The sequence below is a fragment of the Streptomyces amritsarensis genome (genome assembly GCF_001953875.1).
In the GTDB taxonomy this organism is placed as follows: Bacteria; Actinomycetota; Actinomycetes; order Streptomycetales; family Streptomycetaceae; genus Streptomyces; species Streptomyces amritsarensis.
The window spans coordinates 73,920-94,996 of the sequence record NZ_MQUR01000004.1; the positions used below are offsets into that span (position 1 = coordinate 73,920).

The 21,077-nt window shown below is 73.9% G+C and carries 18 protein-coding genes and 1 pseudogene; 7 read left to right on the forward strand and 12 right to left on the reverse strand.

All coding sequences use genetic code 11. The features are described from left to right. Positions 1 to 30: 30 nt before the first annotated feature. On the forward strand, positions 31 to 1,821 hold the full coding sequence (locus tag AVW11_RS02995) for an alpha/beta hydrolase (protein ID WP_206281868.1): 1,791 nt from the start codon (positions 31 to 33) through the stop codon (positions 1,819 to 1,821). A 17-nt stretch (positions 1,822 to 1,838) separates the two neighbouring features. Here the strand turns inward: AVW11_RS02995 and AVW11_RS03000 are convergent, their stop codons facing one another. The 5 genes from AVW11_RS03000 to AVW11_RS03020 form a co-directional block, all read right to left on the reverse strand. Further along, positions 1,839 to 2,621, reverse strand: a complete 783-nt coding sequence (locus AVW11_RS03000; RefSeq protein WP_078093688.1) for a CPBP family intramembrane glutamic endopeptidase — start codon at positions 2,619 to 2,621, stop codon at positions 1,839 to 1,841. A 112-nt stretch (positions 2,622 to 2,733) separates the two neighbouring features. After that, entirely contained in the window at positions 2,734 to 3,933 is a 1,200-nt protein-coding gene (locus tag AVW11_RS03005; protein WP_076043122.1) for a S8 family peptidase, read from the reverse strand. Positions 3,934 to 4,451: 518 nt separating this feature from the next. Next, entirely contained in the window at positions 4,452 to 5,807 is a 1,356-nt protein-coding gene (gene gdhA / locus AVW11_RS03010; protein ID WP_060179068.1) for an NADP-specific glutamate dehydrogenase, read from the reverse strand. A gap of 147 nt (positions 5,808 to 5,954) precedes the next feature. After that, the gene (locus AVW11_RS03015) at positions 5,955 to 6,599 is read right to left on the reverse strand and encodes a dihydrofolate reductase family protein (protein WP_076043123.1); all 645 of its coding nucleotides are present in this window, start codon (positions 6,597 to 6,599) and stop codon (positions 5,955 to 5,957) included. A gap of 143 nt (positions 6,600 to 6,742) precedes the next feature. Then, the gene (locus AVW11_RS03020; RefSeq protein WP_076043124.1) at positions 6,743 to 7,327 is read right to left on the reverse strand and encodes a TetR/AcrR family transcriptional regulator C-terminal domain-containing protein; all 585 of its coding nucleotides are present in this window, start codon (positions 7,325 to 7,327) and stop codon (positions 6,743 to 6,745) included. Between the two features lie 46 nt (positions 7,328 to 7,373). Between AVW11_RS03020 and AVW11_RS03025 the strand changes: the two genes are divergently transcribed. After that, positions 7,374 to 8,789 carry an FAD-dependent monooxygenase gene (locus AVW11_RS03025; RefSeq protein WP_076043125.1) on the forward strand — a complete coding sequence of 472 codons (1,416 nt, stop codon included), beginning with the start codon at positions 7,374 to 7,376 and terminating at the stop codon, positions 8,787 to 8,789. Between the two features lie 39 nt (positions 8,790 to 8,828). Here the strand turns inward: AVW11_RS03025 and AVW11_RS35600 are convergent, their stop codons facing one another. From AVW11_RS35600 to AVW11_RS03055, 5 genes are all read right to left on the reverse strand, one after another. Next, positions 8,829 to 10,688 carry an HAD-IA family hydrolase gene (locus AVW11_RS35600; RefSeq protein WP_276209044.1) on the reverse strand — a complete coding sequence of 620 codons (1,860 nt, stop codon included), beginning with the start codon at positions 10,686 to 10,688 and terminating at the stop codon, positions 8,829 to 8,831. Between the two features lie 530 nt (positions 10,689 to 11,218). After that, entirely contained in the window at positions 11,219 to 12,325 is a 1,107-nt protein-coding gene (locus AVW11_RS03040) for an ABC transporter ATP-binding protein (RefSeq protein WP_076043126.1), read from the reverse strand. An 8-nt stretch (positions 12,326 to 12,333) separates the two neighbouring features. Next, positions 12,334 to 13,179, reverse strand: a complete 846-nt coding sequence (locus AVW11_RS03045) for an ABC transporter permease (protein ID WP_076043127.1) — start codon at positions 13,177 to 13,179, stop codon at positions 12,334 to 12,336. After that, a complete protein-coding gene (locus AVW11_RS03050; RefSeq protein WP_030845292.1) occupies positions 13,167 to 14,093 on the reverse strand; it encodes an ABC transporter permease in 927 nt (308 codons plus the stop codon). Before AVW11_RS03050 ends, AVW11_RS03045 begins: the two co-directional genes overlap by 13 nt. 64 nt (positions 14,094 to 14,157) lie before the next feature. Continuing rightward, entirely contained in the window at positions 14,158 to 15,306 is a 1,149-nt protein-coding gene (locus AVW11_RS03055; protein WP_030845290.1) for an ABC transporter substrate-binding protein, read from the reverse strand. A 273-nt stretch (positions 15,307 to 15,579) separates the two neighbouring features. Between AVW11_RS03055 and AVW11_RS03060 the strand changes: the two genes are divergently transcribed. Further along, the gene (locus tag AVW11_RS03060) at positions 15,580 to 16,335 is read left to right on the forward strand and encodes a GntR family transcriptional regulator (RefSeq protein ID WP_076043128.1); all 756 of its coding nucleotides are present in this window, start codon (positions 15,580 to 15,582) and stop codon (positions 16,333 to 16,335) included. Positions 16,336 to 16,352: 17 nt separating this feature from the next. Here the strand turns inward: AVW11_RS03060 and AVW11_RS03065 are convergent. Next, positions 16,353 to 16,597 (reverse strand): annotated as a pseudogene (locus tag AVW11_RS03065) (DM13 domain-containing protein); the annotation flags it as partial. A gap of 82 nt (positions 16,598 to 16,679) precedes the next feature. Here AVW11_RS03065 and AVW11_RS03075 point away from each other — a divergent pair. Both AVW11_RS03075 and AVW11_RS03080 read left to right on the forward strand, forming a co-directional pair. Then, complete coding sequence (locus tag AVW11_RS03075; protein ID WP_158076108.1) at positions 16,680 to 17,705, forward strand: FUSC family protein; 1,026 nt, start codon at positions 16,680 to 16,682, stop codon at positions 17,703 to 17,705. A 132-nt stretch (positions 17,706 to 17,837) separates the two neighbouring features. After that, positions 17,838 to 18,371, forward strand: a complete 534-nt coding sequence (locus tag AVW11_RS03080) for a hypothetical protein (RefSeq protein ID WP_234362281.1) — start codon at positions 17,838 to 17,840, stop codon at positions 18,369 to 18,371. A gap of 244 nt (positions 18,372 to 18,615) precedes the next feature. Here the strand turns inward: AVW11_RS03080 and AVW11_RS03085 are convergent, their stop codons facing one another. After that, on the reverse strand, positions 18,616 to 19,197 hold the full coding sequence (locus AVW11_RS03085) for a TetR/AcrR family transcriptional regulator (RefSeq protein ID WP_206281869.1): 582 nt from the start codon (positions 19,195 to 19,197) through the stop codon (positions 18,616 to 18,618). A 242-nt stretch (positions 19,198 to 19,439) separates the two neighbouring features. On the opposite strand from AVW11_RS03085, the gene AVW11_RS03090 reads away from it, so the two are divergent. Both AVW11_RS03090 and AVW11_RS03095 read left to right on the forward strand, forming a co-directional pair. Continuing rightward, positions 19,440 to 20,597, forward strand: coding sequence for an agmatine deiminase family protein (locus tag AVW11_RS03090; RefSeq protein ID WP_060179077.1), 1,158 nt, complete (start codon positions 19,440 to 19,442; stop codon positions 20,595 to 20,597). A 32-nt stretch (positions 20,598 to 20,629) separates the two neighbouring features. Then, positions 20,630 to 21,061: a VOC family protein gene (locus AVW11_RS03095; protein ID WP_060179078.1), complete on the forward strand. Its 432-nt coding sequence runs from the start codon at positions 20,630 to 20,632 to the stop codon at positions 21,059 to 21,061. Positions 21,062 to 21,077: the final 16 nt, after the last annotated feature.

Sequence of the window (21,077 nt, forward strand, 5' to 3'; positions counted from 1 at the left end):
GCCGCGGGACCATGGCTCCGGAGGACAGCGATGACCAGTGATCCGCCGGTGTCCGCGTCCTCGTCCCCGCAGGACGGGCCGCCGCCGAACGGCTCCGGGGACGGGACGGGGGACGGCAGCAGGCGCGCGACCGGACGGGCCGCGCAGGCCGAAGCGGCCGAACAGGCCGGAGGGGCCCGGGGATCCGGGAAGCGGCCGCGGGTGCGCGTCACGCTGCCCGGCTGCTGGGGGGCGCTCGCCCTCGCCTGCCTGTCCTTCACCCCGTCGCTGCTCCCCCGCGGCGGCGTGCTCCAGGGCCTGATCTGCGGCATCAGCGCGGCCATCGGCTACGGGCTCGGTCTCATCGCCGCCTTCGTGTGGCGCGCCTTCGCCGACCGGGACGCGCGGCGCCCCTCGCGCCGGTCGTGGCTCGTCCTGCTGGTGTGCGCGGTCGTGCTGTTCGGCCTGGCCTTCGGGCTCGGGCAGTACTGGCAGCACCGGATCCGCGGGCTCATGGGGGTCACCGACTACAGCGCACTCGCCACCGTCGCCTCGCCGTTCGTCGCCCTCCTCGTCTTCTACCTGCTGCTGATGACCGGGCGCGGCCTGCGGCACCTCTACCACGGGGCCGCCCGGCTGCTCCGGCGCTGGATCGGCCCGCGGGCGGCGCGGGTCGTCGGCTGGCTGCTGGTGGCGGGTGTGGCGTGGTCCGTGGTCAGCGGGGTCCTGCTGGGCGGTTTCGTGAACGCGGCCAACGAGGCGTTCTCGGTGCGCGACACCGAGACGCCGGAGGGGGTGCAGCAGCCGGCGTCGGCGCTGCGCTCGGGCGGTCCCGGCTCCCTCGTGCCGTGGGACACGCTGGGCCGGCAGGGACGGGCCTTCACCGGCAGCGGCCCGACGGCCGGGGAGATCGGCGGCTTCACGCACCGCGCGGCGCAGGAGCCGGTCCGGGCCTACGCCGGGCTGTCGACCGCCGAGGACGCGGAGGCCCGGGCCGAGCGGGCGGTCGCGGACCTGCGGCGGGCGGGCGGCTTCGAGCGGGAGAACCTGCTGGTGACGACCACCACGGGAAGCGGCTGGGTCGATCCCGCGGCCGTGGACTCGTTCGAGTACCTCGGCAACGGCGACACGGCCACCGTGGCCATGCAGTACTCCTACCTGCCGTCCTGGCTCTCGTACCTCGTCGACCAGTCCAAGGCGCGCGAGGCCGGCCGCGAACTCTTCGACGCGGTGTACGACGTCTGGTCCAAGCTGCCCCAGGGCGAGCGGCCCCGGCTGTTCGTGGCGGGCGAGAGCCTGGGCTCCTTCGGCGGTGAGACGGCCTTCAGCGGCGAGTACGACCTGCGCAACCGCACCGCCGGCACCCTGTTCGCCGGCCCGCCCAACTTCAACACCCTCTTCCGGGAGTTCAGCGACCACCGCGAAGCGGGCAGTCCCGAGATCGAGCCCGTCTACAAGGAGGGGCGTACGGTCCGCTTCACCGACGACCCGGCCGCCGGGATCGCTCCGGCCGACCGCGCGTGGGAGGGCACCCGGGTGCTGTACCTGATGCACCCCTCCGACCCGATCGTCTGGTGGAGTCCGTCCCTGGCGCTGTCCGAACCCGACTGGATCGGCGAGGCGCCCGGCGGTGACGTCCTGGAGGAGATGGTCTGGATGCCCTTCGTGACCTTCTGGCAGGTGACCGCGGACCTGCCGTTCTCGACGGGGGTGCCGGACGGGCACGGTCACACGTACAAGGCCGCCTACGTCGACGGGTGGAACGCCGTGATGCGGCCGGAGGGGTTCACCGCGCAGGACCTGGAGCGGCTGCGGGACATCGTCCGGCCGCCGCAGGACTGAGCCCGCGGGGCGGCCGGTCACGCCAGCAGGAACCCGGCCACGTAGCCGAGCGCGTTGACCGCCCAGTGCAGGCCCATCGGTGCCAGCAGGCTCCCGCTGCGGCGCCGCAGTTCGCAGAACAGGACCCCCGCGGCGGCCGTGAACAGCACGGCCGCCGCGACCGCGAGGGCGGCGCCGGCGGCGGTGTCGCCGAACACCTCGGTCAGAGCGGGCTTCGCGGTCGCCAGGTGCAGTGAGGGAAGTACGTGCCACAGGCCGAACAGCAGGCTCGACCCGACCGTCGCCCGCAACGCCCCGTGGGCTCGGCACAGCAGGCCGTAGAGCACCCCGCGGAAGGCGACCTCCTCCAGCAGGACGGTTCCGACGGGGACCAGCACGAGGACGCGCACCGCCAGTTCGCCGGCTCCCATGCCCTCGTGGCGCCGGTCCTGAAAGAGGGGCCGGGTGTCCGGGATCAGGGCTCCGGCCAGGTAGACGAGGCCGACCAGGCCGATCAGGGCCAGCGCCCACCGGGCACCGCGGGCGAGCGTGCCGGGGGCCAGGCCCGCGTCCGCCCGCGTACCGCCGGCCCAGTGGAGCACGCCGAGCAGCAGGGCGACGGCCGCGACCGCCGTGACGAGGCCCAGGGGGCCGCCGCCGTAGTGCACGGCCAGATTCGCCGCCACCAGGACGGCGAGGGTGAGTGCGACGGCCGGCCCGGTGCCGATGGGCCCGCGCAGCCGGCGCCGCGGCGGGCCGCTCGGGGCCCGGGGGCGCGGTGCCTCGCGCCGCTCGGCGTCGTCGGGTTCGCCGCTGGGCATGGGGCCCACGCTACCGGGCACCTCGTCGGGGCGCCCGGCCGTGGGCGGGCGGCACGCCGAGGAGCGGCCCTCCGCGGTGCGGTGGGCCGCTCCCGACAACTGTGCCGAAACGTTACTGCGTGATCTTCAGCAGCTTGTTCGCCGTGCCGGAGGACGGGTTCTTGATGGCTCCCTTCGTCGCGGCCCCGGTCAGCGCGGCGGCCGTGTCGGCCGGCGTCGCGGACGGGTGGGCCGCCAGGTACAGCGCGGCGGCGCCCGCCACGTGCGGGGAGGCCATGGAGGTGCCGGAGATCGTCTTGACCCCGGTGTCGCTGTCGTTCCAGGCCGACGTGATCTCCGAGCCCGGTGCGTACAGGTCCACCACCGAGCCGAAGTTCGAGAAGTCCGACTGCCGGTCGTCCTCGGTGCTGGAGGCGACGGTGAGGGCCTCGGGGACCCGGGAGGGCGAGCCCTGGCCGGCGTCGGAGGACTCGTTGCCGGCCGCCACCGCGAAGCTCACGCCCGCGTCGACGGCCCGCTTGACCGCCGCGTCCAGCGCCTCGTCCGCGCCGCCGCCGAGGCTCATGTTGGCGACGGACGGACCGGAGTGGTTCTGCGTCACCCAGTCGATGCCCGCGACGACCTGCTCGGTGGTGCCGGAGCCGTTGTCGTCCAGCACCCGCACCGCGACGATCCTGGCCTTCTTCGCGACGCCGTGCGCGGCACCGGCGATGGTGCCCGCCACGTGCGTTCCGTGGCCGTTGCCGTCGTCGGCGCTCTCGTCGTTGTCGATCGCGTCGAACCCGCTGGTGGCGCGGCCGCCGAAGTCCTTGTGCGTGACGCGGACGCCGGTGTCGATGACGTAGGCCGTCACGCCCTCGCCGCCGCCGTCGGGGTAGGTGTACTTCTGGTCGCCGGCCGTGGCGGCCTGGTCGATCCGGTCCAGGCCCCAGGACGGGGGCTTGTCCTGGGTCTCGTTGATGGTGAAGCGCTTGTTCTGCACGACCGTGCCGACAGCCGGGTCCGCGGCGAGCCGCTTGGCCTCCTTCTCCGTCAGACCGGAGGCGGAGAAGCCGTTGACCTTGGAGCCGTAGCTGCGCTCCAGCTTTCCGCCGTACTTCTTCGCCAGGTCCTCCTTGTTCGCGGATGCGTCGAGGATGACGACGAAGCTGCCGTCCACGGCGCCCGGGGCGCCGAGGCCGTGCACAGTCCCTTCGGCCGGTGTGGCCGCCCCCGCGAGGGGGCTCGCAAACAGGCCCGCGGCGACCGCCGTTGCGGCTCCCGCGGCTATCGCCGTGTTGCGAAGGGCTGTGGATCGCTTGTGAGTTGCCATGAAGAGGGTTCTCCTCGTGTTGACGTGTGGGGCGTCAAACGTTCTGCAGAACCCTGTTCCGATTGACAGGAGCAAATCAAGGGCGAACCGGGGGTAAGGACTTGTTCGACAAGGTTTCTCACAACCCCCTCCACACCTCCTCCACCTCGCACACCCGATCTCACGAACTTCCGCGTGTAATAGGCACGTTCTTCGGGCGGGACGGCCCGGTGCCCTTCCGCGGGGCCCGCGGCGCAGGAGGCGAGCCCTCGCGCGGGCGCCGGCCCATCCGGCGCAGCCGCCGGGGCGGACCGGTAACACCCCGTGCCCGTACGCCTCGTACGGGGGGATCCGGCCGGTGCGGACCTCCGCGCCCCCGGGGAGCCCGGACGGGTCGGGCAGGCCGCGCAGCCGGGCAGGCCGGCCAGGTGGGCAGGCCGGAGTGGGTGCCGACGGCGGTATCCCGGACGCGCCGGAGCGGTCCGGGACGCGTGTCCCGGACCGCTGTCGTCAGGCACCGGCGCGGGCGTGCCGTCGGATCAGATGACGCCCTGGGCCAGCATCGCGTCCGCGACGCGCTCGAACCCGGCGATGTTCGCGCCGGTGACGTAGTCGCCGGGGGCTCCGTACCGCTCGGCGGTCTCGTGGACGACGGCGTGGATCGAGCGCATGATGGCGGCGAGCTCGTCCTCCACCCGCTGCGCGCTCCAGGCCGCCCGGCCGGCGTTCTGGCTCATCTCCAGGGCGCTGACCGCGACGCCGCCCGCGTTGGCGGCCTTGCCGGGCCCGAAGGCGACCCCGGCTTCCTGAAGGATCCGCACGGCCTCGGGCGTGGTCGGCATGTTGGCGCCCTCGGAGACCGCCTTGACCCCGCCCGCGACGAGCGTACGGGCGTCCTGCGCGTCCAGTTCGTTCTGCGTGGCGGAGGGGAAGGCGATGTCCGCCGGCACCTCCCAGACCCGCCCGCCGGGCACGAACCGCGCCGACGAGCCGCGGCGTGCCGCGTACTCGCTCACGCGCCCGCGCTCGACCTCCTTGACCTGCTTCAGCAGCGCCAGGTCGATGCCCTTGTCGTCGACGACGTAGCCGTGGGAGTCCGAGCAGGTCAGCGGGTTCGCGCCGAGCTGCTGGAGCTTCTCGACCGTGTACAGCGCGACGTTGCCGGAGCCGGAGACCACCGCGGTCAGCCCGTCCAGCGACCCGCCCCGGACCCCCAGCATCTCGGCGGCGAACAGCACGCTGCCGTAGCCGGTGGCCTGCGGCCGGATGGCGGAGCCGCCCCAGCCCTGGCCCTTGCCGGTCAGGACGCCGGCCTCCCAGCGGTTGGTGATGCGCCGGTACTGGCCGAAGAGGTAGCCGATCTCGCGGCCGCCGACGCCGATGTCCCCCGCGGGCACGTCGGTGTGCTCCCCGATGTGCCGGTGCAGCTCGGTCATGAAGGACTGGCAGAACCGCATGACCTCGGCGTCAGACCTGCCGCGCGGGTCGAAGTCGCTGCCGCCCTTGCCGCCGCCGATGCCGAGGCCGGTCAGGGCGTTCTTGAAGATCTGCTCGAAGCCGAGGAACTTCACCACGCCGATGTCCACCGAGGGGTGGAAGCGCAGGCCCCCCTTGTACGGGCCGAGCGCGCTGTTGAACTCGACGCGGTAGCCGCGGTTGACGTGGACCCGGCCCCGGTCGTCCTGCCACGGGACACGGAAGACGATCTGCCGCTCGGGCTCGGTGAGCCGCTCCACCAGCGCCGCGGCCGGGTCGGCGTACTCGGGGCGGGCGGCGAAGACGGGGGCCAGGGTGTCGAGGACCTCCCGTACCGCCTGGTGGAACTCGGGCTGTGCCGGGTTGCGGCGCTCGATCCCGACCCGCAGTGCTTCCAGCCTGTCCTTCGAGTCCTTCACGTATGTCCTTCCGTCGATTTCCACGTGCAGCGCGCCGCGAACACGCGCTTTCGGAAGAGTTCTTCCGTCAGAGCGGCTCCTTCGCGGAGGCTACCGCGCACCGCGCTCCTTGGGGCAAGGCTTCTGTCCCGCGGACAAAAAAGCGCGTCAGCGGCCGTTTTCGACGCCGTGGCCGGGCGCGCTCATGTCGCCCGTCGCGGGGATCCCGTCGGCGAGCCCGTAGCGCAGGTACACGACGCCCTTCGGGCCGGCGGCCGGGGGTTCGAGGAGCGTCAGGCTGGTGGGCACCTCTCCCCCGTCGAACACCTTCTTCCCGACCCCGAGCACGATCGGGTGCACCCAGAGGTCGAGCCGGTCGAAGAGCTTCTCGCGCAGCAGGCTCTGCACGAGGTCCAGACTGCCGACGACCTTCACGTGCTCGTGCCGGTCGCGGATCTCGCGTACGGCGGCGGCGAGGTCCGGGCCGAGCTGCGTGGACCCGGCCCAGGGGAGGTCGGGCCGGCCGCGGGAGGCCACGTACTTCGGGACGCGGTTGAACAGCGTGGCGATCGTGTCGTCCTCGCCGCCCTCCTGGCGGGGCCAGTAGGCGGCGAAGATGTCGTAGGTCCGCCGGCCGAGCAGGAGGGCGTCCGTGCCCTCGTAGGCGGCGCCGACCTGCTCTCCGGCGACCTCGTCCAGCAGGGGCGCCTGCCAGCCGCCGAACGGGAACCCCACCGGGTCCTCGTCGGGGCCGCCGGGCGCCTGCCCGACGAGGTCGAGGGTCGCGAACAGCTCGATGTGGACGAGTCCCATGACGTGCTCCCGGTGCGTCGGCGGTCGGTCTTCTTCCGTCAATGGATGGACCCTCGGGAGCCCGCGGACTCATCGCCGCGACGGAAATTCACGCCATCGGTCGCGCCCGACGCCGCGCCGGACGTCGCGCCGGGTCCGGCCGGTCACCGACGGGTCATGAGTGCGATGCCGTGCTCGAACCGCTCGTCGAAGGAGGCGTCGGCCAGGTGGGCGCCCACACGGCTCAGGGCGGGGTATCCGCCGGGTGCCAGGGCCGCGGCCAGGGCCTCGCCGTCGGCCCGGTCCGCGGTCTGCTCCTCCTGGGCCAGACCCAGTGCGAAGTAGACGATCGACCAGCAGGTCCAGGCAGCCTCCCGGTCGCCGAACCCGCCCGCCAGCAGCGCCTCGACCATGCGGTCGGCGAACCGGAGCGTGCCCGGTTCCGCGACGTGCGTACCGGCGACGATCACCGCGCCGTCACGGTGGGACAGCAGCGCCCGCCGGTAGCGCCGGGCCAGCTCGTGGGCGCGCTCGCGCCAGTCCTCGGGCAGCCCCTCCGGGGAGACCTCGGAGACGATCGCGTCGGCCATCAGCTCCAGCAGGCGGGCCTTGGACTTGGCGTGCCAGAGCACGGTGTTCATCCGCACCCCGAGGCGGTCGGCGACCCCGCGGACCGAGACGCCCTCCGCCCCGCGCTCGTCCAGGAGTTCCAGCGCCGCCCGCACCACACCGTCTTGCTTTTTGGTCACTGACCAAGTCTACTTCTTGGTCAGTGACCAAGAGAGGGGATCGTTGATGATCGTCATCGTCGGAGCCGGGCCCGTCGGCCTGTGGTTGGCCGCAGAACTGCGGCTGGGCGGGGCCGAAGTGACCGTGCTGGAGGACCGCCGGGAGCCGGATCCGCATTCCAAGGCGCTCACCGTGCATCCCCGCACCCTGGAACTGCTGGCGTGTCGCGGCATCGCGGACCGGTTCCTGGCCGAGGGCCGCCGCATCCCGGACGGCCACTTCGGCGGCCTGGACGACCGGATGGACTTCGGCGTGCTCGACACGCCGTTCCCGTTCACGCTGGCCCTCCCCCAGGCCCGTACGGAGGCCCTGCTGGAGGAGCACGCACGCGCCGCCGGAGCCCGGATCCTGCGGGGCCACCGCGTCACCGGCCTCACCCAGGACCCGGCGGGCGTCACGGTCGAGATCGCCGGGCGGCCCCCGCTGCGGGCCGCATACGTGGTCGGCTGCGACGGCACGCGCAGTGTCGTACGGGGCGCCGCCGGCATCGCCTTCCCCGGTACGGACGCCACGACCTGGGGCTGGCTCGGCGATGTCGTCCTGGACGCGCCGCCTCCGGGGCCGGTCAGCGTCTGCGGTCCGGCCGGCGGCCTGATGGTGGTTCCGCTGCCGGACGGCGTGCACCGGATCGTCGGCTCGGACCCCGACGGCGCCCGCCCCGACCGGCCCGGTGCGCTCACCCTGGAGGAGCTGCGGGCCAAGGTGGTGGCGATATCCGGCGGCGACCACGGCATGCGCGACCCGCGCTGGCTCTCCCGCTTCGGCAACGCCACCCGGCAGGCCGAGCGCTACCGCAGCGGCCGGGTGCTGCTCGCGGGCGACGCCGCGCACATGCACTTCCCGGCCGGCGGCGTCGGCCTCAACGTCGGTGTCCAGGACGCCGCCAACCTCGGCTGGAAACTGGCCGCCGTCGTCAGGGGCGAAGCCCCCGACGCCCTGCTCGACACCTACCACGACGAACGCCATCCGGTCGGCGCGGACCTCCTGGCCTCGACCCGCGCGCAGACCGCGTTGATGACCGGCCACTCCCCCGAAGGGCAGGCGCTGCGAGCCCTGCTGAGCGGGCTCATCGCCGACCTGCCGGAGCTGTCGCGCACCCTCGCGGAGCGGCTGTCTGCACTGTCGGTCGCCTACCCGGCCGAGGGCGGCCACCGCCTGGCCGGCACCCGCGCCCCGGACCTCCGGCTCGGCGACACCCGGCTGTTCACGCTCCTCGGAACCGGCCGCCACGTCCTGCTGGACCTGGCCGGCGGGGCCCCGCCGACCGAGGGCGTCACCCGGCACCGCGGGCCCCTCTCCGTACCGCACGCGGACTGGACGGGGGTGGCGGCCGCACTGATCCGCCCCGACGGGCACGTGGCATGGGCCGGTGACGGTCCCGATGCCGACCCTCGGGCGGCCGTCGCCGGGCGCTGGCGGTGACCCGGACCCGCCGGGGGCCGCGGCGGCGTTTCGCGTCCGTCAGGCGAGGCGGAAGGTGGTGACCACCGCCGCGTGGTCGGACGGCCAGTCGTTGGCCGCGACGTCCGGCCAGGGGGCGATACGGCCCGTGGCCAGGGTGGCGGAGTCCACGACGGTGAGGCGGTCGCCGGCGTGGAGCACGAAGTCGATGCGGTCCTGCGGTTCGGGGCGGCCGCTGCCGTCCTCGTGCCGCGGGTGGACGGGCGACCAGGTGGGTCCGGGAGCGGTGGCCGGATCGGGGTGCGCCTCGCGGTAGGAGTCGCGCAGCCCGGCCTCTTCCACGGCGCGCGAGACCGGCCAGTCCACCGGGCCGTGCCCGCCGTGCAGCGGGGCGGCCGCGGTCGTCCAGTCCAGGTGCGAGGGGGCGTTGAAGTCTCCGACGAGCAGGACCGGCGTACGGTCGGCCGCGGCCAGGTCCGGCGCCATCCGGGCCAGGATCGCGCCGATCTCGCGGACCCGCCCCGATTGCCGTTCCCGATCGGCCAGTTCGGGTGCGGAGAGGCCGCCGAAGCATGCGTCGTAGGGGCCGTACGGCGTGGGGCTGAGGTGGGCGGTCCACACCACCAGCTCGTGCGGGGCTCCGTCGGGGTGCTCGTCGAGCCGGATCCGGGCGCCGGCGGCCCCGTAGAACCCGACCCGGGGGTCGCCGAGGGTGTCCACGACGGGATGGCGGCTGAGGACCGCGAGGTTCTCCCCGGCGCTGTGGTGGAACCAGCCGAGCGCGTCGGCGAGTTCGGGCGCGGCGTGCACGGCCGTCTCCTGGAGCCCGACGACGTCGACGTCCGCGGCGAGGAGCACGGCCAGCTGCTTGTCCCGGTGGTCGTCGACGGGGCCGCCGCCGAGCCACAGGTTCCAGCTCATCACGCGGATCCGGTCGAGCGCCGGCGCGTCCGCCGCCGCCACGGGGACGCGGACGGTGAGGTGGGCGGTGGCGCCGTGCGCGTCGACCGCCGTGACCTCAGCCACGGCCGCGGCGGTGTCCGGGGGCGGCGGGGCCGAGGGGGTACCGCTGAGGGTGCCGTCGGCGTGGACCGTCAGCCAGTCGGGGCGGGCGGCGGCGGTGAAGGTCACGGGGTGGGCGGCGCCGCGCAGGAGGCCCGCGACGCGGGCGGTGAAGGGCCGGCCGGCGCGGGCGCGGCGGGTGGTCAGCTCGGGGACGAGGAACCGGGGTGCCGGCGCGGCGGCGACCAGGGCCCGCAGCCGGTCCGGGGTGGCCTGTTCCAGGGAGTCCAGCACGGTGCGGCCCGGGGCGGGGTCGATCCTGGCGACGGAGGGCACGGCGAGGACCTGGCAGCCGGCGGCTTCGGCCGAGGCGACTCCGGTGGGGGTGTCCTCGACGGCCACGCACGCGGCGGGCGGGACCCGCAGGGCTCGGCATGCCTCCAGGTAGGGGTCGGGGTGCGGCTTGGTGAGCGCGGTGTCGTCGGCCGTGACGGTGACGGTGAAACCGCCGTGGCCGGCCAGCGCGAGGGCGGCCACGACGGTCTCCGCGACCTCCCGGGGGGATGCCGTGACCAGGGCGGTCGGGACGCCCTCGTCGCGCAGTGCGCCGAGCAGGGCCAGCGCGCCGGGCCGGGGCACGACCCGGGTACGGACCCGGTCGGCGAAGGCCCGGTGCAGCTCGGCGGCGATCACGGCCGCGGGGGCGCCGCTGCGGGCGGCGAGAACACCGGCGGTGTGCTCCACGGGCCGGCCGAGCACGTCCGGCTGGTCGGCCTCGACGAGGACGTGCCCGAGCCGCTCGGCCGCCTCCGCCACGGTGTCCCACCAGAGCTGCTCGGTGTCGACGAGGGTGCCGTCCATGTCGAAGAGGACGGCTTGCAGCAGCGGGGTCGGGGCGGGAGAGTGCGAGGACGTCACGAACGAGGTCTCTTTCCGGTGCGGGGTGAGGGGTGAGGGGACGGGGCCGGCGACACGGTGGCCCCGGGTGGTCGGCGGGACGGACGTGGGCCGCCGACGGTACGAGTGGCCCGGGCAGGACCGCCGACGGTACGAGTGGCCCGGGCAGGACCGCCGACGGACCGGACCGATACAGGCGGCCGGCCCCCGGACAGCCCGACCGACGAACCGGCCCCACCCGGGCCCCGGTAGCCCGGGCAGGACCGCCGACGGACCGCGCCAACCCGGGCGGCCGACAGCCCGAGCAGGCCGACAGACGGACCGGACCCACCGGGCGCCATGGGCACGAGGCAGGACCGTCAACGGGCCGGACCGACCTGGGCGCCGGCGGCCCGGGCAGCCCGGCCGACGGACCGGGCGGCTCGGCGGGCGGCGGGACGGGGGGCGGATCGGTGGGCGGACGGCACGGCGGAGGGTGCTGCCGTCCGGGCGGGCGGGCGGCGGCCGGGCAGGCGGCCGCGGGTGCGTCCTGGTGCGCCGCTTCCGGCGGGTCAGGTCGCGCGCGGGGCGACCAGGACCGGACGGTCCGGCAGCGTCAGGCGGACGGGCTCGCCGACGGCCGGCCGGCCCGCGTCGTGTGCGGGGACGTCGGCCTTGACCAGGGTGCCGTCGGCCAGGGCGACGGACACGCGGACGGTGGCGCCCAGGAACGACGTACCGAGGACCCGGCCTTCCCCGGCCCGGTCGACGGTGACCCCGAGCGACTCGGGGCGTACGAGGACGTCGACGTCGGCGCCGTCCCCGGTGCTCGGCGGGGTGCCGTCGACGGGGAGGCGCCGGCCCAGGACCTCGACGGTCGCACCCGAGGCGAGCAGCCGGCCGGGGACGCGGCTCATGGTGCCCACGAACTCCGCGACGAAGGCGGTGGCGGGGCGGGCGTACAGCTCCGCCGGGGCCGCGCACTGCTCCAGGCGGCCGGCGCGCATGACGGCCACGCGGTCGGCCATGGACAGGGCCTCTTCCTGGTCGTGGGTGACGAAGAGGGTGGTGATGCCCAGTTCCTGCTGGAGGCGGCGGATCTCCTCGCGCAGCGTCAGGCGCACCTTGGCGTCGAGTGCGGACAGCGGTTCGTCCAGGAGCAGGACGCGCGGGCGCAGGGCGAGGGCGCGGGCCAGGGCGATGCGCTGCTGCTGCCCTCCGGAGAGCTGGTGGGGGAAGCGGTCGCCCTTGTCGGCGAGGCCGACGAGTTCGAGCAGTTCGGCGGCGCGGGCGCGTCGTTCGGCGGTGCGGACCCGGCGCATCCGTAGCCCGAACGCCACGTTGTCGAGGGCGTTCAGGTGGGGGAAGAGGCTGTAGGACTGGAAGACCATGCCGGCGTCGCGGCGGTGTGCGGGGACCGTGGTGACGTCCTTGCCGTCGACGAGGATCTCGCCGGAGTCGGGGTGTTCGAAGCCCGCCAGCATGCGCAGCGCGGTCGTCTTGCCGCAGCCGGACGGACCGAGCAGGGCCAGGAGTTCGCCGGGGCGCACGGTGAGGTCGAGTCCGTCGAGGGCGGTGGTGGTGCCGAAGGCCCGGCGCAGGCCGCGCAGTTCGACGGTGGCCGCGTCGGCCGGTCCGGGCGCGGCGTTCGCGTCCGGCGCGGGTGCGGTGAGGCTCATGAGGGGTGTCATTTCCGGTCGGAGGTCGAGGAGGGGGTGCGGCGGCTGCCGAAGCCGGCGAGGACCAGGAGCAGCAGCCAGGTCACGAGCAGGCTCATGACGGAGACGGCCACGGACATCTGGGCCTGCGAACCGCTGATGTTGACGATCCAGACGGCGAACGGCCGGAAGCCGAGGAGCTGGGCGGTGGTGAACTCGCCGAGGACCAGGGCGAGGGTGAGGAAGGAGGCGCTCAGGAGGGCGCCGCGCAGGTTCGGCAGTACGGCGCGCAGCAGGGCCTGCGGCAGGCTCGCGCCGCAGCTGCGGGCCGCCTCGACGAGGGTGCGGACGTCGATGGCGCGCAAGCCCGCGTCCAGGGCCCGGTAGGCGAAGGGCAGCGCCATCACCGCGTAGGCGAGGACCAGGACGACGGGGAAGTCCGGGTTCTGGACGGCGACGAACGTCTGGAAGAGCGGGGTGCGGGAGAGGTGCTCGGGCCCCCACTTCAGAACGGTCCCGATGCCTGCGACGAAGGCGATGGGCGGGACGACGAGCGGAGCCGCGCACACGACCTCGACGACGGGCCGCAGCTTCGGGGCGGTCAGGCGCAGCGCCACCGCGGCGGGGACCAGGAGCAGCAGGACCACCGCGATGGTGGCGGCCGCGAGTTCGAGGGAGAGGAGGAGGCTGGGCAGGAAGCCCTCGGTGTCCAGGATGCGGGTGTAGGCGCCGAGGTCCACGCCCCGGCCGGGCACGTCGACGGTGAAGACGACGGACGCGGCGAGCGGGACCAGGAAGTACAGGGCCGCGGCGGCGAGGACGAGGGCGCGCCAGGGGGCCGTGGCCGGGGTCGGGCGGGCGGTCAGGCGAGCCATCGGGCGCTCCGTCGTTGCAGGGGCAGGTAGACCGCCATCACCAGGCCCGCGACGAGGACCATGTCGAGGCTGAGGGCGAGAGCTACGTTCTCCTGCCCGATGAGCACGTTGCCGGAGATGGCGTCGGCGATCTGGAGCGTGACCAGCGGGACCGAGCTGCCGACCATCGCGGCGGCGGTGGCGTACGCGGCGAAGGCGCTGCCGAAGAGGAGCACGAGGCCGCCGAGGAGGGAGGGGGCGAGGACGGGCAGGGCGACGTGCTGCCAGTACTGGCGGTGGGTGGCGCCGTTGTTCTGGGCGGCCTCCCGCCACTGGGTGCGCAGCCCGTCCAGGGCGGGGGTGATGGTGAGGACCATGAGGGGGACGAGGAAGTACAGGTAGACGAGGACCAGGCCCCAGAAGCTGTAGAGGTTCCAGCCGGTGTCGCTCAGGCCCAGCCGGCGGGTGAGGACGCCGGAGTTTCCGAGCGTGGCGACGAAGGCGAAGGCGAGGGGGACGCCGCCGAAGTTGGCGAGGACGCCGGAGGCGGTGAGGACGGCTTCGCGCAGGGCCCGCAGCGGGGAGGTGACGACCGCCTGGGCGAGGAGGAGGCCGAGGAGGGCGGCGAGGAGGGCGGAGGTGGCGGACAGTTTCACGCTGCCGACGAGGGCGGTGAGGTAGGCGCCCTGCCAGGAGGCGGTGAGGTTGCCGAGGCCGTAGGAGGTGGCGCCGGTGGCCGGGTCCCGGGTGGTGAAGGCGCCGTCGAGCATGGCGAGGGCGGGCAGGCCGAAGGCGACGGCGGTGAACAGCAGCAGGGGGACGACGGCGAGGGCGCCGGAGCGGCCGGCCCGCCGCCCGGTCCGGGCGGCGGGGGCGGCGGGGGCCGCCGGGGCGGCGGCCGCGCAGGACGCGGCAGCCGTGGGCGGTGTGGTCATGTCGGTGGTCATGGATGTCGTGTCGGTGCTCGTGTGGGTCTCGTGTCCGTGGCCGGGCCGGCGGTCAGCCGGCGACCGCCTTGCCCCAGCTCTGGGCGAGGACACCCTTGGCCTTGGTCTGCTGGGCCTCCGTGGGGAAGGTCGGGGTGCCGCTGACCTGGGGGAGCTTGGCGGCGGCGGCCTTGTCGAGGGTGCCGGCGCCTTCCATGGCGCTCATGAGCACCGGGCGGGCGTAGCCCTTCAGCCAGAGGTTCTGGCCCTCGGGGCTGTAGAGCCACTCCTGCCACAGGCGGGCGGCCGCGGGGTGCGGGGCGTCCTTGTTGATGGCCTGGGCGTAGTACTGCGCGTACTTGCCGTCCTCGGGGACGGCGACCTTCCAGTCGACGCCCTTGCCCTTGAACTGGTCGGCGTAGCCGGCGTTCAGGTAGTCCCAGTCGATGCTGATGGGCGTCTCGCCCTTCTCGACGGTGGCCGGGGTGGACTCGACGGGCGTGTAGTTGCCGTTCTTCTTCAGCTGCCCGAAGAAGTCGATGCCGGGCTGGATGTCGTCGAGGGACCCGCCGTTGGCGAGCGCGGCCGCGTAGACGCCGCCGAAGGCGGAGCCGGACTTGGTGGGGTTGCCGTTGAGCGCGACCTGGCCCTTGTACTCGGGCTTGAGGAGGTCCTTGAAGGTGGTGGGGCAGTTCTTGACGCGGCTCGCGTCGCAGCCGATGGAGATGTAGCCGCCGTAGTCGTTGTACCAGCGTGCCTGGTCGTCCCGCTGCGCCGACGGGATGTCGCCGTAGGCGGCGACCTTGTAGGGGGCGAACAGACCCTGTTGGGCGCCGCTGACGGCGAAGGAGGTGCCGAGGTCGAGGACGTCGGGGGCGCGGTCCTGGCCCTTGCGGCTGGTGACGGCGTTGATCTCGTCCTGGCTGCTGCCGTCGGGGTTCTCCACCTCGACCTTGATGCCGTACTTCTGGGTGAAGCCGTCGATGAGGGCACCGTAGTTGGCCCAGTCGCGGGGCAGGGCCATCGCGTGCAGGACGCCCTCCTTCTTGGCGGCCTCGACGAGGGCGTCCATGCCGCCGAAGTCCGCCGCGGAGGTGGCGGTGGCGGCGTCCTTGCCGGTGGCGGTCTTGTTGTCGGCCTTCTCGGGGGCAGCGCCGCAGGCGGTGAGGGCGAGGGCGGCGACGACGGCGAGGCAGCCGGCGAGGGCGGCGTTTCTCGGCAGGGGCACGGTCTCTCCAGGGAGGTTGCGCGAGGAGCGCGGGGAGGGGTGGGAGGGGTACGGCGGACTCGAAGACTCCGAGACCAACTTGTCTGAACAAGTCGGCCTCAGTAGGCCTGGCATCCATGACCTTCCGGTAAACGGAAGGCGACGGATTCCAGCCAATAACCTGGACAATCTTCCCTCGTTTCGGTCCACGCGGCCCTGCGCTTACGCTTGACGAGGCACGCGCCTTGCGCACAGTCAGCGTTCATGACGAGGGACGGAGCACAGCCGATGACGGCCCGGCACGAGGAGATCGCCGAGGAACTGCGGCGGGCGATCGACCGCGAGGAGTACGCGGTGGGGGCGCTCCTGCCCGCCGAGACGGAGCTGGCGGCGCGCTTCGGGGTCTCCCGCGGCACCGTCCGCCAGGCCGTGCTCGCCCTGACCGCCGAGGGCCTGATCGGATCCCGCCAGGGCGCCCGGCGCGTGGTGCTGGCCAGCCGCCGCAGCCAGAGCTTCGCCGAGCTGCGCAGCTTCGCCCAGTGGGCGGCGGCCATGGGCCGCACGGCGACCGGCCGGGTGGTGTCGTCGCAATACCGGCCGGCCACCGACCGGGACACCATGTGGCTCCAGGTGGAGCCCGGCGCGCCCGTGCTGCACGTGCTGCGCGTACGCGGGCTGGACGACGAGCCCGTCCTGCTGGAGCGCACCGTGTACGCCGACTGGATCGCCCCGGCGGTGGAGCACATCGAGCCGGACTGCCCGTCGGTGACGCAGCGCCTGCTGGACGACACGGGGCTGGTGTTCGCGTACGGGGAGCACCTCATCGACGCGGTCGCGGCGGGGGCCCGGGACGCCGAGCTCCTCGAAGTGCGGCGCACCAGCCCGCTGTTGCGGGTGCGCCGCATGACGACCACACGCGACGGCCGGCCGGTCGAATGGTCCGACGACCGCTACCGCTCGGACGCGGTGGGCTTCAGCGTGCACAACTCGATCGGCAGCAACGCCCTGGCCCGCCGCACGGGCCCGGCCCTCGACGAGGCCTGAGCGCCGCCGCCTGCGGTTCAGGCCGGGGTGAGGGCGGCCGCACCGAAGGAGACGTCGAAGCGGTCGCACCAGATGCTGACGCCGGTGCAGTCGGCGAGGTTCACGTCCGCCGGGATCGGGTAGTTCTGGTCGCCCTTGTTGCCCTTGTTGCCTTGTTGCCCTTGAGCTCGCCGAGGCTGACGTGCCTGCCGTCGTCGAAGACGCGTCAGCCCGCCGCGCCCTCCTCCACCGGGGCGCCGGTCAGCCACACCCTGCGCGCCGGCCGCTGCTGATCGCCGCGGCGGCCTTCGTCGTTCGGCACGCGGTGCACCGTCCACGGGACGGCGAACCCTACGATGTCCGTCATGCCCGGTACGCTCGCCTTCGATCCGCACGTCCCATCCGTCGGCGCAGGGCTGCGGTCGGGAGCCCGGCTGGTGATCTGCGGCGCGGTGCCCTGGTACCTGTGCCTGTGGTGGGGCACGAGCACCGCACCTGTGCCCGCCGCCCTGCCCGCCGTCCTGATCCTGCGTGAGGACGTGTACGCGGCGCCGCGCCTGGCGTGGGAACGCCTCCTGGGCGTCTTCGCGGGGGTGGTGCTCAGCACGCTCCTCCTGGGCCGGCTGCCGGCGTCGTCCCTGTCCTTCCTCGCCGTGCTCGTGTTCGGGTGCGCCGGCATGTACCTGCTGGGGCGGCCCGGCTCCCCGAACCAGCAGGTCCTGATCACCGCGCTGATGATCTACGCCACCGCCCTTCCCGGGTACCCCTGGGCCCGCCTGGCGGAGACCCTGGTCGGCATCGCCGTGGTGGTGCTGCTCGGACCGCTGCTGTGGCCGCCGGACCCCTACCGGTCGGCCGCGGAGGGCCTGGACGCGTACCGGGCCGGGATCGTGCGCCTCCTTGACGCGGTGGCCGGCCGGCTCGCCCGCGGCGGGCCTCCCGCCGCCCCGGATCCGCTGCCCGAGGGGGCGCGGCTGTGGCTGCGGCCGCCGGCCTGCCGGGCCGCCTTCGACCGGGCCGCGCACCGCCGGCGGACCCGCACGCCGCCGCAGGGGCTCGACGGGCGGCTGGAGCTAGCGGCCCGCAGCGCCGTGACCCTCCAGTGCTTCACGCAGGAGCTCCAGGTGCGGGCTCGCGGCCCGGCCCCGGACCGTTCCGCGGTGCCCGCTCCCGATCCCGCGCTGCGCGACATCGCCCCGCTGGTGCGGTCGACCGCGCTGGCCCTGGACGCGGCCCTGCGGGGCGAGGAGTTCGCCGCGGAGCTCGACCGGGCCCGCGGCCTCGACCTCGCCCACCGATCGGCCCACCCCACCCGGCACGACGCGGTCCTGCGGGCCGGCCTGCACCTGACGCACGAGGCGCTCGGCGACCACCTCGCGGCCCGCCGCTGACGGCGGCGGGCCCGGGCCGGGACCGACCGCGGCAGCAGCGTGACGGACAAGCCGACCGGCCGTCGCGGCACCTCCCCTCCCGCACCCTCACCGGGCCAGAACCCGTAATGTGCGCCTGGCAGGATGCCTGGCATGAGGCCGACATCGGAGTTGACACAGAGGACCCTGACCGCACGCGGCTTTAGCGGCTTCGTGCCGTTCCGTGACCTGCCCGGCAGCAACGTCCCCACCGGGCACGGAATCTACGTGGTGATCCGCACGGACACCTCGCCCCCGTCGTTCCTCCCCATCAGCCCTGCCGGGCACCTCAAGGGCCGCGACCCGTCCGTGACGGCGGGCAAGCTCGGCGATGCCTGGGTGGACGGGGCGACGGTCGTGTACATCGGCAAGGCCGCGGGGCAGCACGGCCTGCATCGGCGGCTTGCCGACTACCGCCGCCACGGCACCGGTCTGCCGGCCGGCCATTGGGGCGGACGCTACATCTGGCAACTGGCCGACTCGGCCGCACTGCTCGTCGCCTGGCGGCCGATGACCGAGGACGATCCGGGTGAGGCCGAGCAGGACCTGATCGACGAGTTCAAAGAACTCCACGGAGGAGCTCTGCCCTTCGCCAACATCAGGAACAACGCCCGAAAGGCTCCGGAGACGGACAGCAGCGTCGGCTGACCCCGGGCGGTGCCGGGCGGGCGCTGCTGCTGGGTGGCGCAGTGGATCCCACCCCCGCCGGCGCCGAAGCGGTCGATGTTGAGGAGTCAAGGCTTGAGCGGCGAGAAGGGGGCCGGGGTGGTCGCTCGAGAAGGTGGTGCCTCATGGCATTGACTGAAAATTCAGTCGATAGAGGAGGCTGTGAAAAGGACTGGCTAGGGACGGATGGGGTTCGGCCGCGCTGCGGGCGGCGGCGGGCCGGCGGTCAGCCCTGGCGCAGGCCGGCCAGTTCGGCGTCGATGGCACCGCGCATGAGCTCCCGCGCATGACCGATCCTGATGCCGCCGCTGAGCCAGCGCATGCTGAGCCCCTCGAGCAGGGCGGTGAGCCGCTCGGCCGCGGCGGCGAGCGACGACGCGGGCGCCATCGGGTGGACCTGGCCCAACAGCGCGGCAACCTCCTGGACCCACACGAGGGTGGCCCTGGCCAGGTCCTCGCGCAGCACCTCGTCGAAGACGGCGCTCGCCCGCAGTTCACCCCAGGCCGAGCTGTTCTCCCGTACCTCCACGGTGTCCTGGAGCTCCAGGAGCAGGGTCTCCTCCAGCTCCTCCCGGGGGGTGAGCGGCGGGTCGTCCGGGTCGCGGTCCGTGGTGTAGCGCTCGGCACGGTCGTTGATGAACTCGAGGGTCTGGCGCAGGACCCCCGTGCGGTCCTTGAAGTGGTAGTAGATCAGGGCGGTCGACACGCCCGCCTCGGCCGCGAGTTCCTCCACGCGCAGCCCGCGGACCCCGCGCCGGGCGATCACCCGGGCGGCCGCTTCCAGGATCTGAGTGCTGCGAGACGCCATGGACCGCACCTTACCGGGGCGTTCCGGTGCGGGAGTATGCGGCCCGGCGCCGGACGAATTGACTGAAATTTCAGTCAGTGGCACAGTGGCGACACGAGGCCGCATCACTTCTCCGTACAGAGCGGCCGTTCGCGGCGCGCAGCGCGCACCCTTGTCCGTAGGGACCGGTTTGTCGGCCTTCATGACACTCGCGCCCGCCCTGGCCGGAGCCCCTTCCGCCAGCCCACGATCGGAGTCCCCCCGTGTCCTTCCTTCCCCCCACCCGCCGGACCGTCCTTCGCGCCGTCGCCGGAATCGGCGCGGTCGTCGCCGGCGCCTCGGCCTGCGGACCCTCGGCGTCCGGAGTGCAGCCCGAGGCCACGAAGGGGTCGGCCCCCGCGGCCGACGGGCGCCGCCTCGGCGCCGAGTGGGAGAGCCATACCCGCACCTTCATGGCCTGGCCCGCCCTGGCCGCCGGAGTGTGGGAGGAGGACCTGCGCCACGTACGCGAGGACATCGCGCGGATCGCGCGGGCCGTCGGCCGGTACGAGCCCGTCGTCATGATGGCCCGCCCCGACCAGGTGGCCGCAGCCCAGCGGGCCTGCGGCAACGACGTGGAGGTCATCCCGCTCGCGGTGGACGACCTGTGGGCCCGCGACACCGTCCCCGTCTTCGTGGAGGAGGGCGGCAAGGTCGTCGGCGTCGACTTCAACTTCAACGGCTGGGGCAACAAGCAGGAGCACGAGAACGACGGGGCGGTCGCCCGCGCCGTGCTCCAGAGGTACAAGATCCCCCGGGTCCAGGCGCCGCTGGTCGCCGAGGGCGGCTCCTTCGAGACGGACGGCGAGGGCACCCTGCTGGTCACCGAGAGCTCGATCGTCAACGACAACCGCAACCGGGGCAAGAACCGGGAGGCGATCGAGGCGGAGCTCAAGCAGACCCTGGGCGTCCGGAAGGTCGTCTGGCTGGCCGGCGTCCGCGGCGAGGACATCACCGACGCCCATGTGGACAGCCTCGTACGCTTCGCCGCCCCCGGGGTCGTCCTGCTGGACCGCGCCCACCCCAGCACCCCGGCCGACTCGTGGTCGCGCTCCGCCGACCAGGCGAAGTCCGTCCTGTCGAAGGCGACGGACGCCCGCGGCCGGCGCTTCGAGGTCATCGACCTGCCGCAGCCCGACCTGAACAGGATCACCGGCGAGGGCGACGACTTCGTGTCGACCTACGCCAACTTCTACATCGCGAACGACGCCGTCTTCATGCCGAAGTTCGGCGACCGCAAGGCGGACGACCGGGCCCGCGGCATCCTTCAGGAGCATTTCCCCCAGCGGGACATCGTGCCGGTCGCCATCGACACGATCGCCTCGGGCGGCGGCGGCATCCACTGCTCGACACACGACCAGCCGGGAAAGCCCGCCGCCTGAGCGGGACTATGCCGGGGCGTTACCGTGGCCGTATGGAACAGCGCATCAGCCTGGTCACCCTGGGGGTCGCGGACCTCGCCCGCGCCAAGAGCTTCTACACGGCGCTCGGCTGGCGCGGCACCGAGGTCGAGGAGACGGTCTTCCATCAGGCGGGCGGCCTGGCCCTCGTCCTGTGGGACCGCCGGAAGCTGGCCGCGGACTGCGGCCTCCCGGACACCCCGGCGGCCGGCTTCGGCGGCATCGCCCTGGCCCACAACGTGCGCACCGACGCCGAGGTGGACGCCGTCCTCGACGCGGCCGCGGCGGCCGGCGGGACCGTCACCCGGCCGGCCGCCGTCAACGCGATCGGCTTCTACTCGGGCGTCTTCACCGACCCCGACGGCCACGCCTGGGAGATCGCCCACAACCCCGGCTTCACCCTGACCGGGGACGGCTCCCTCGTCCTGCCCGACTTCGGCGGCTGAGGGCGCGGCCGCGCGC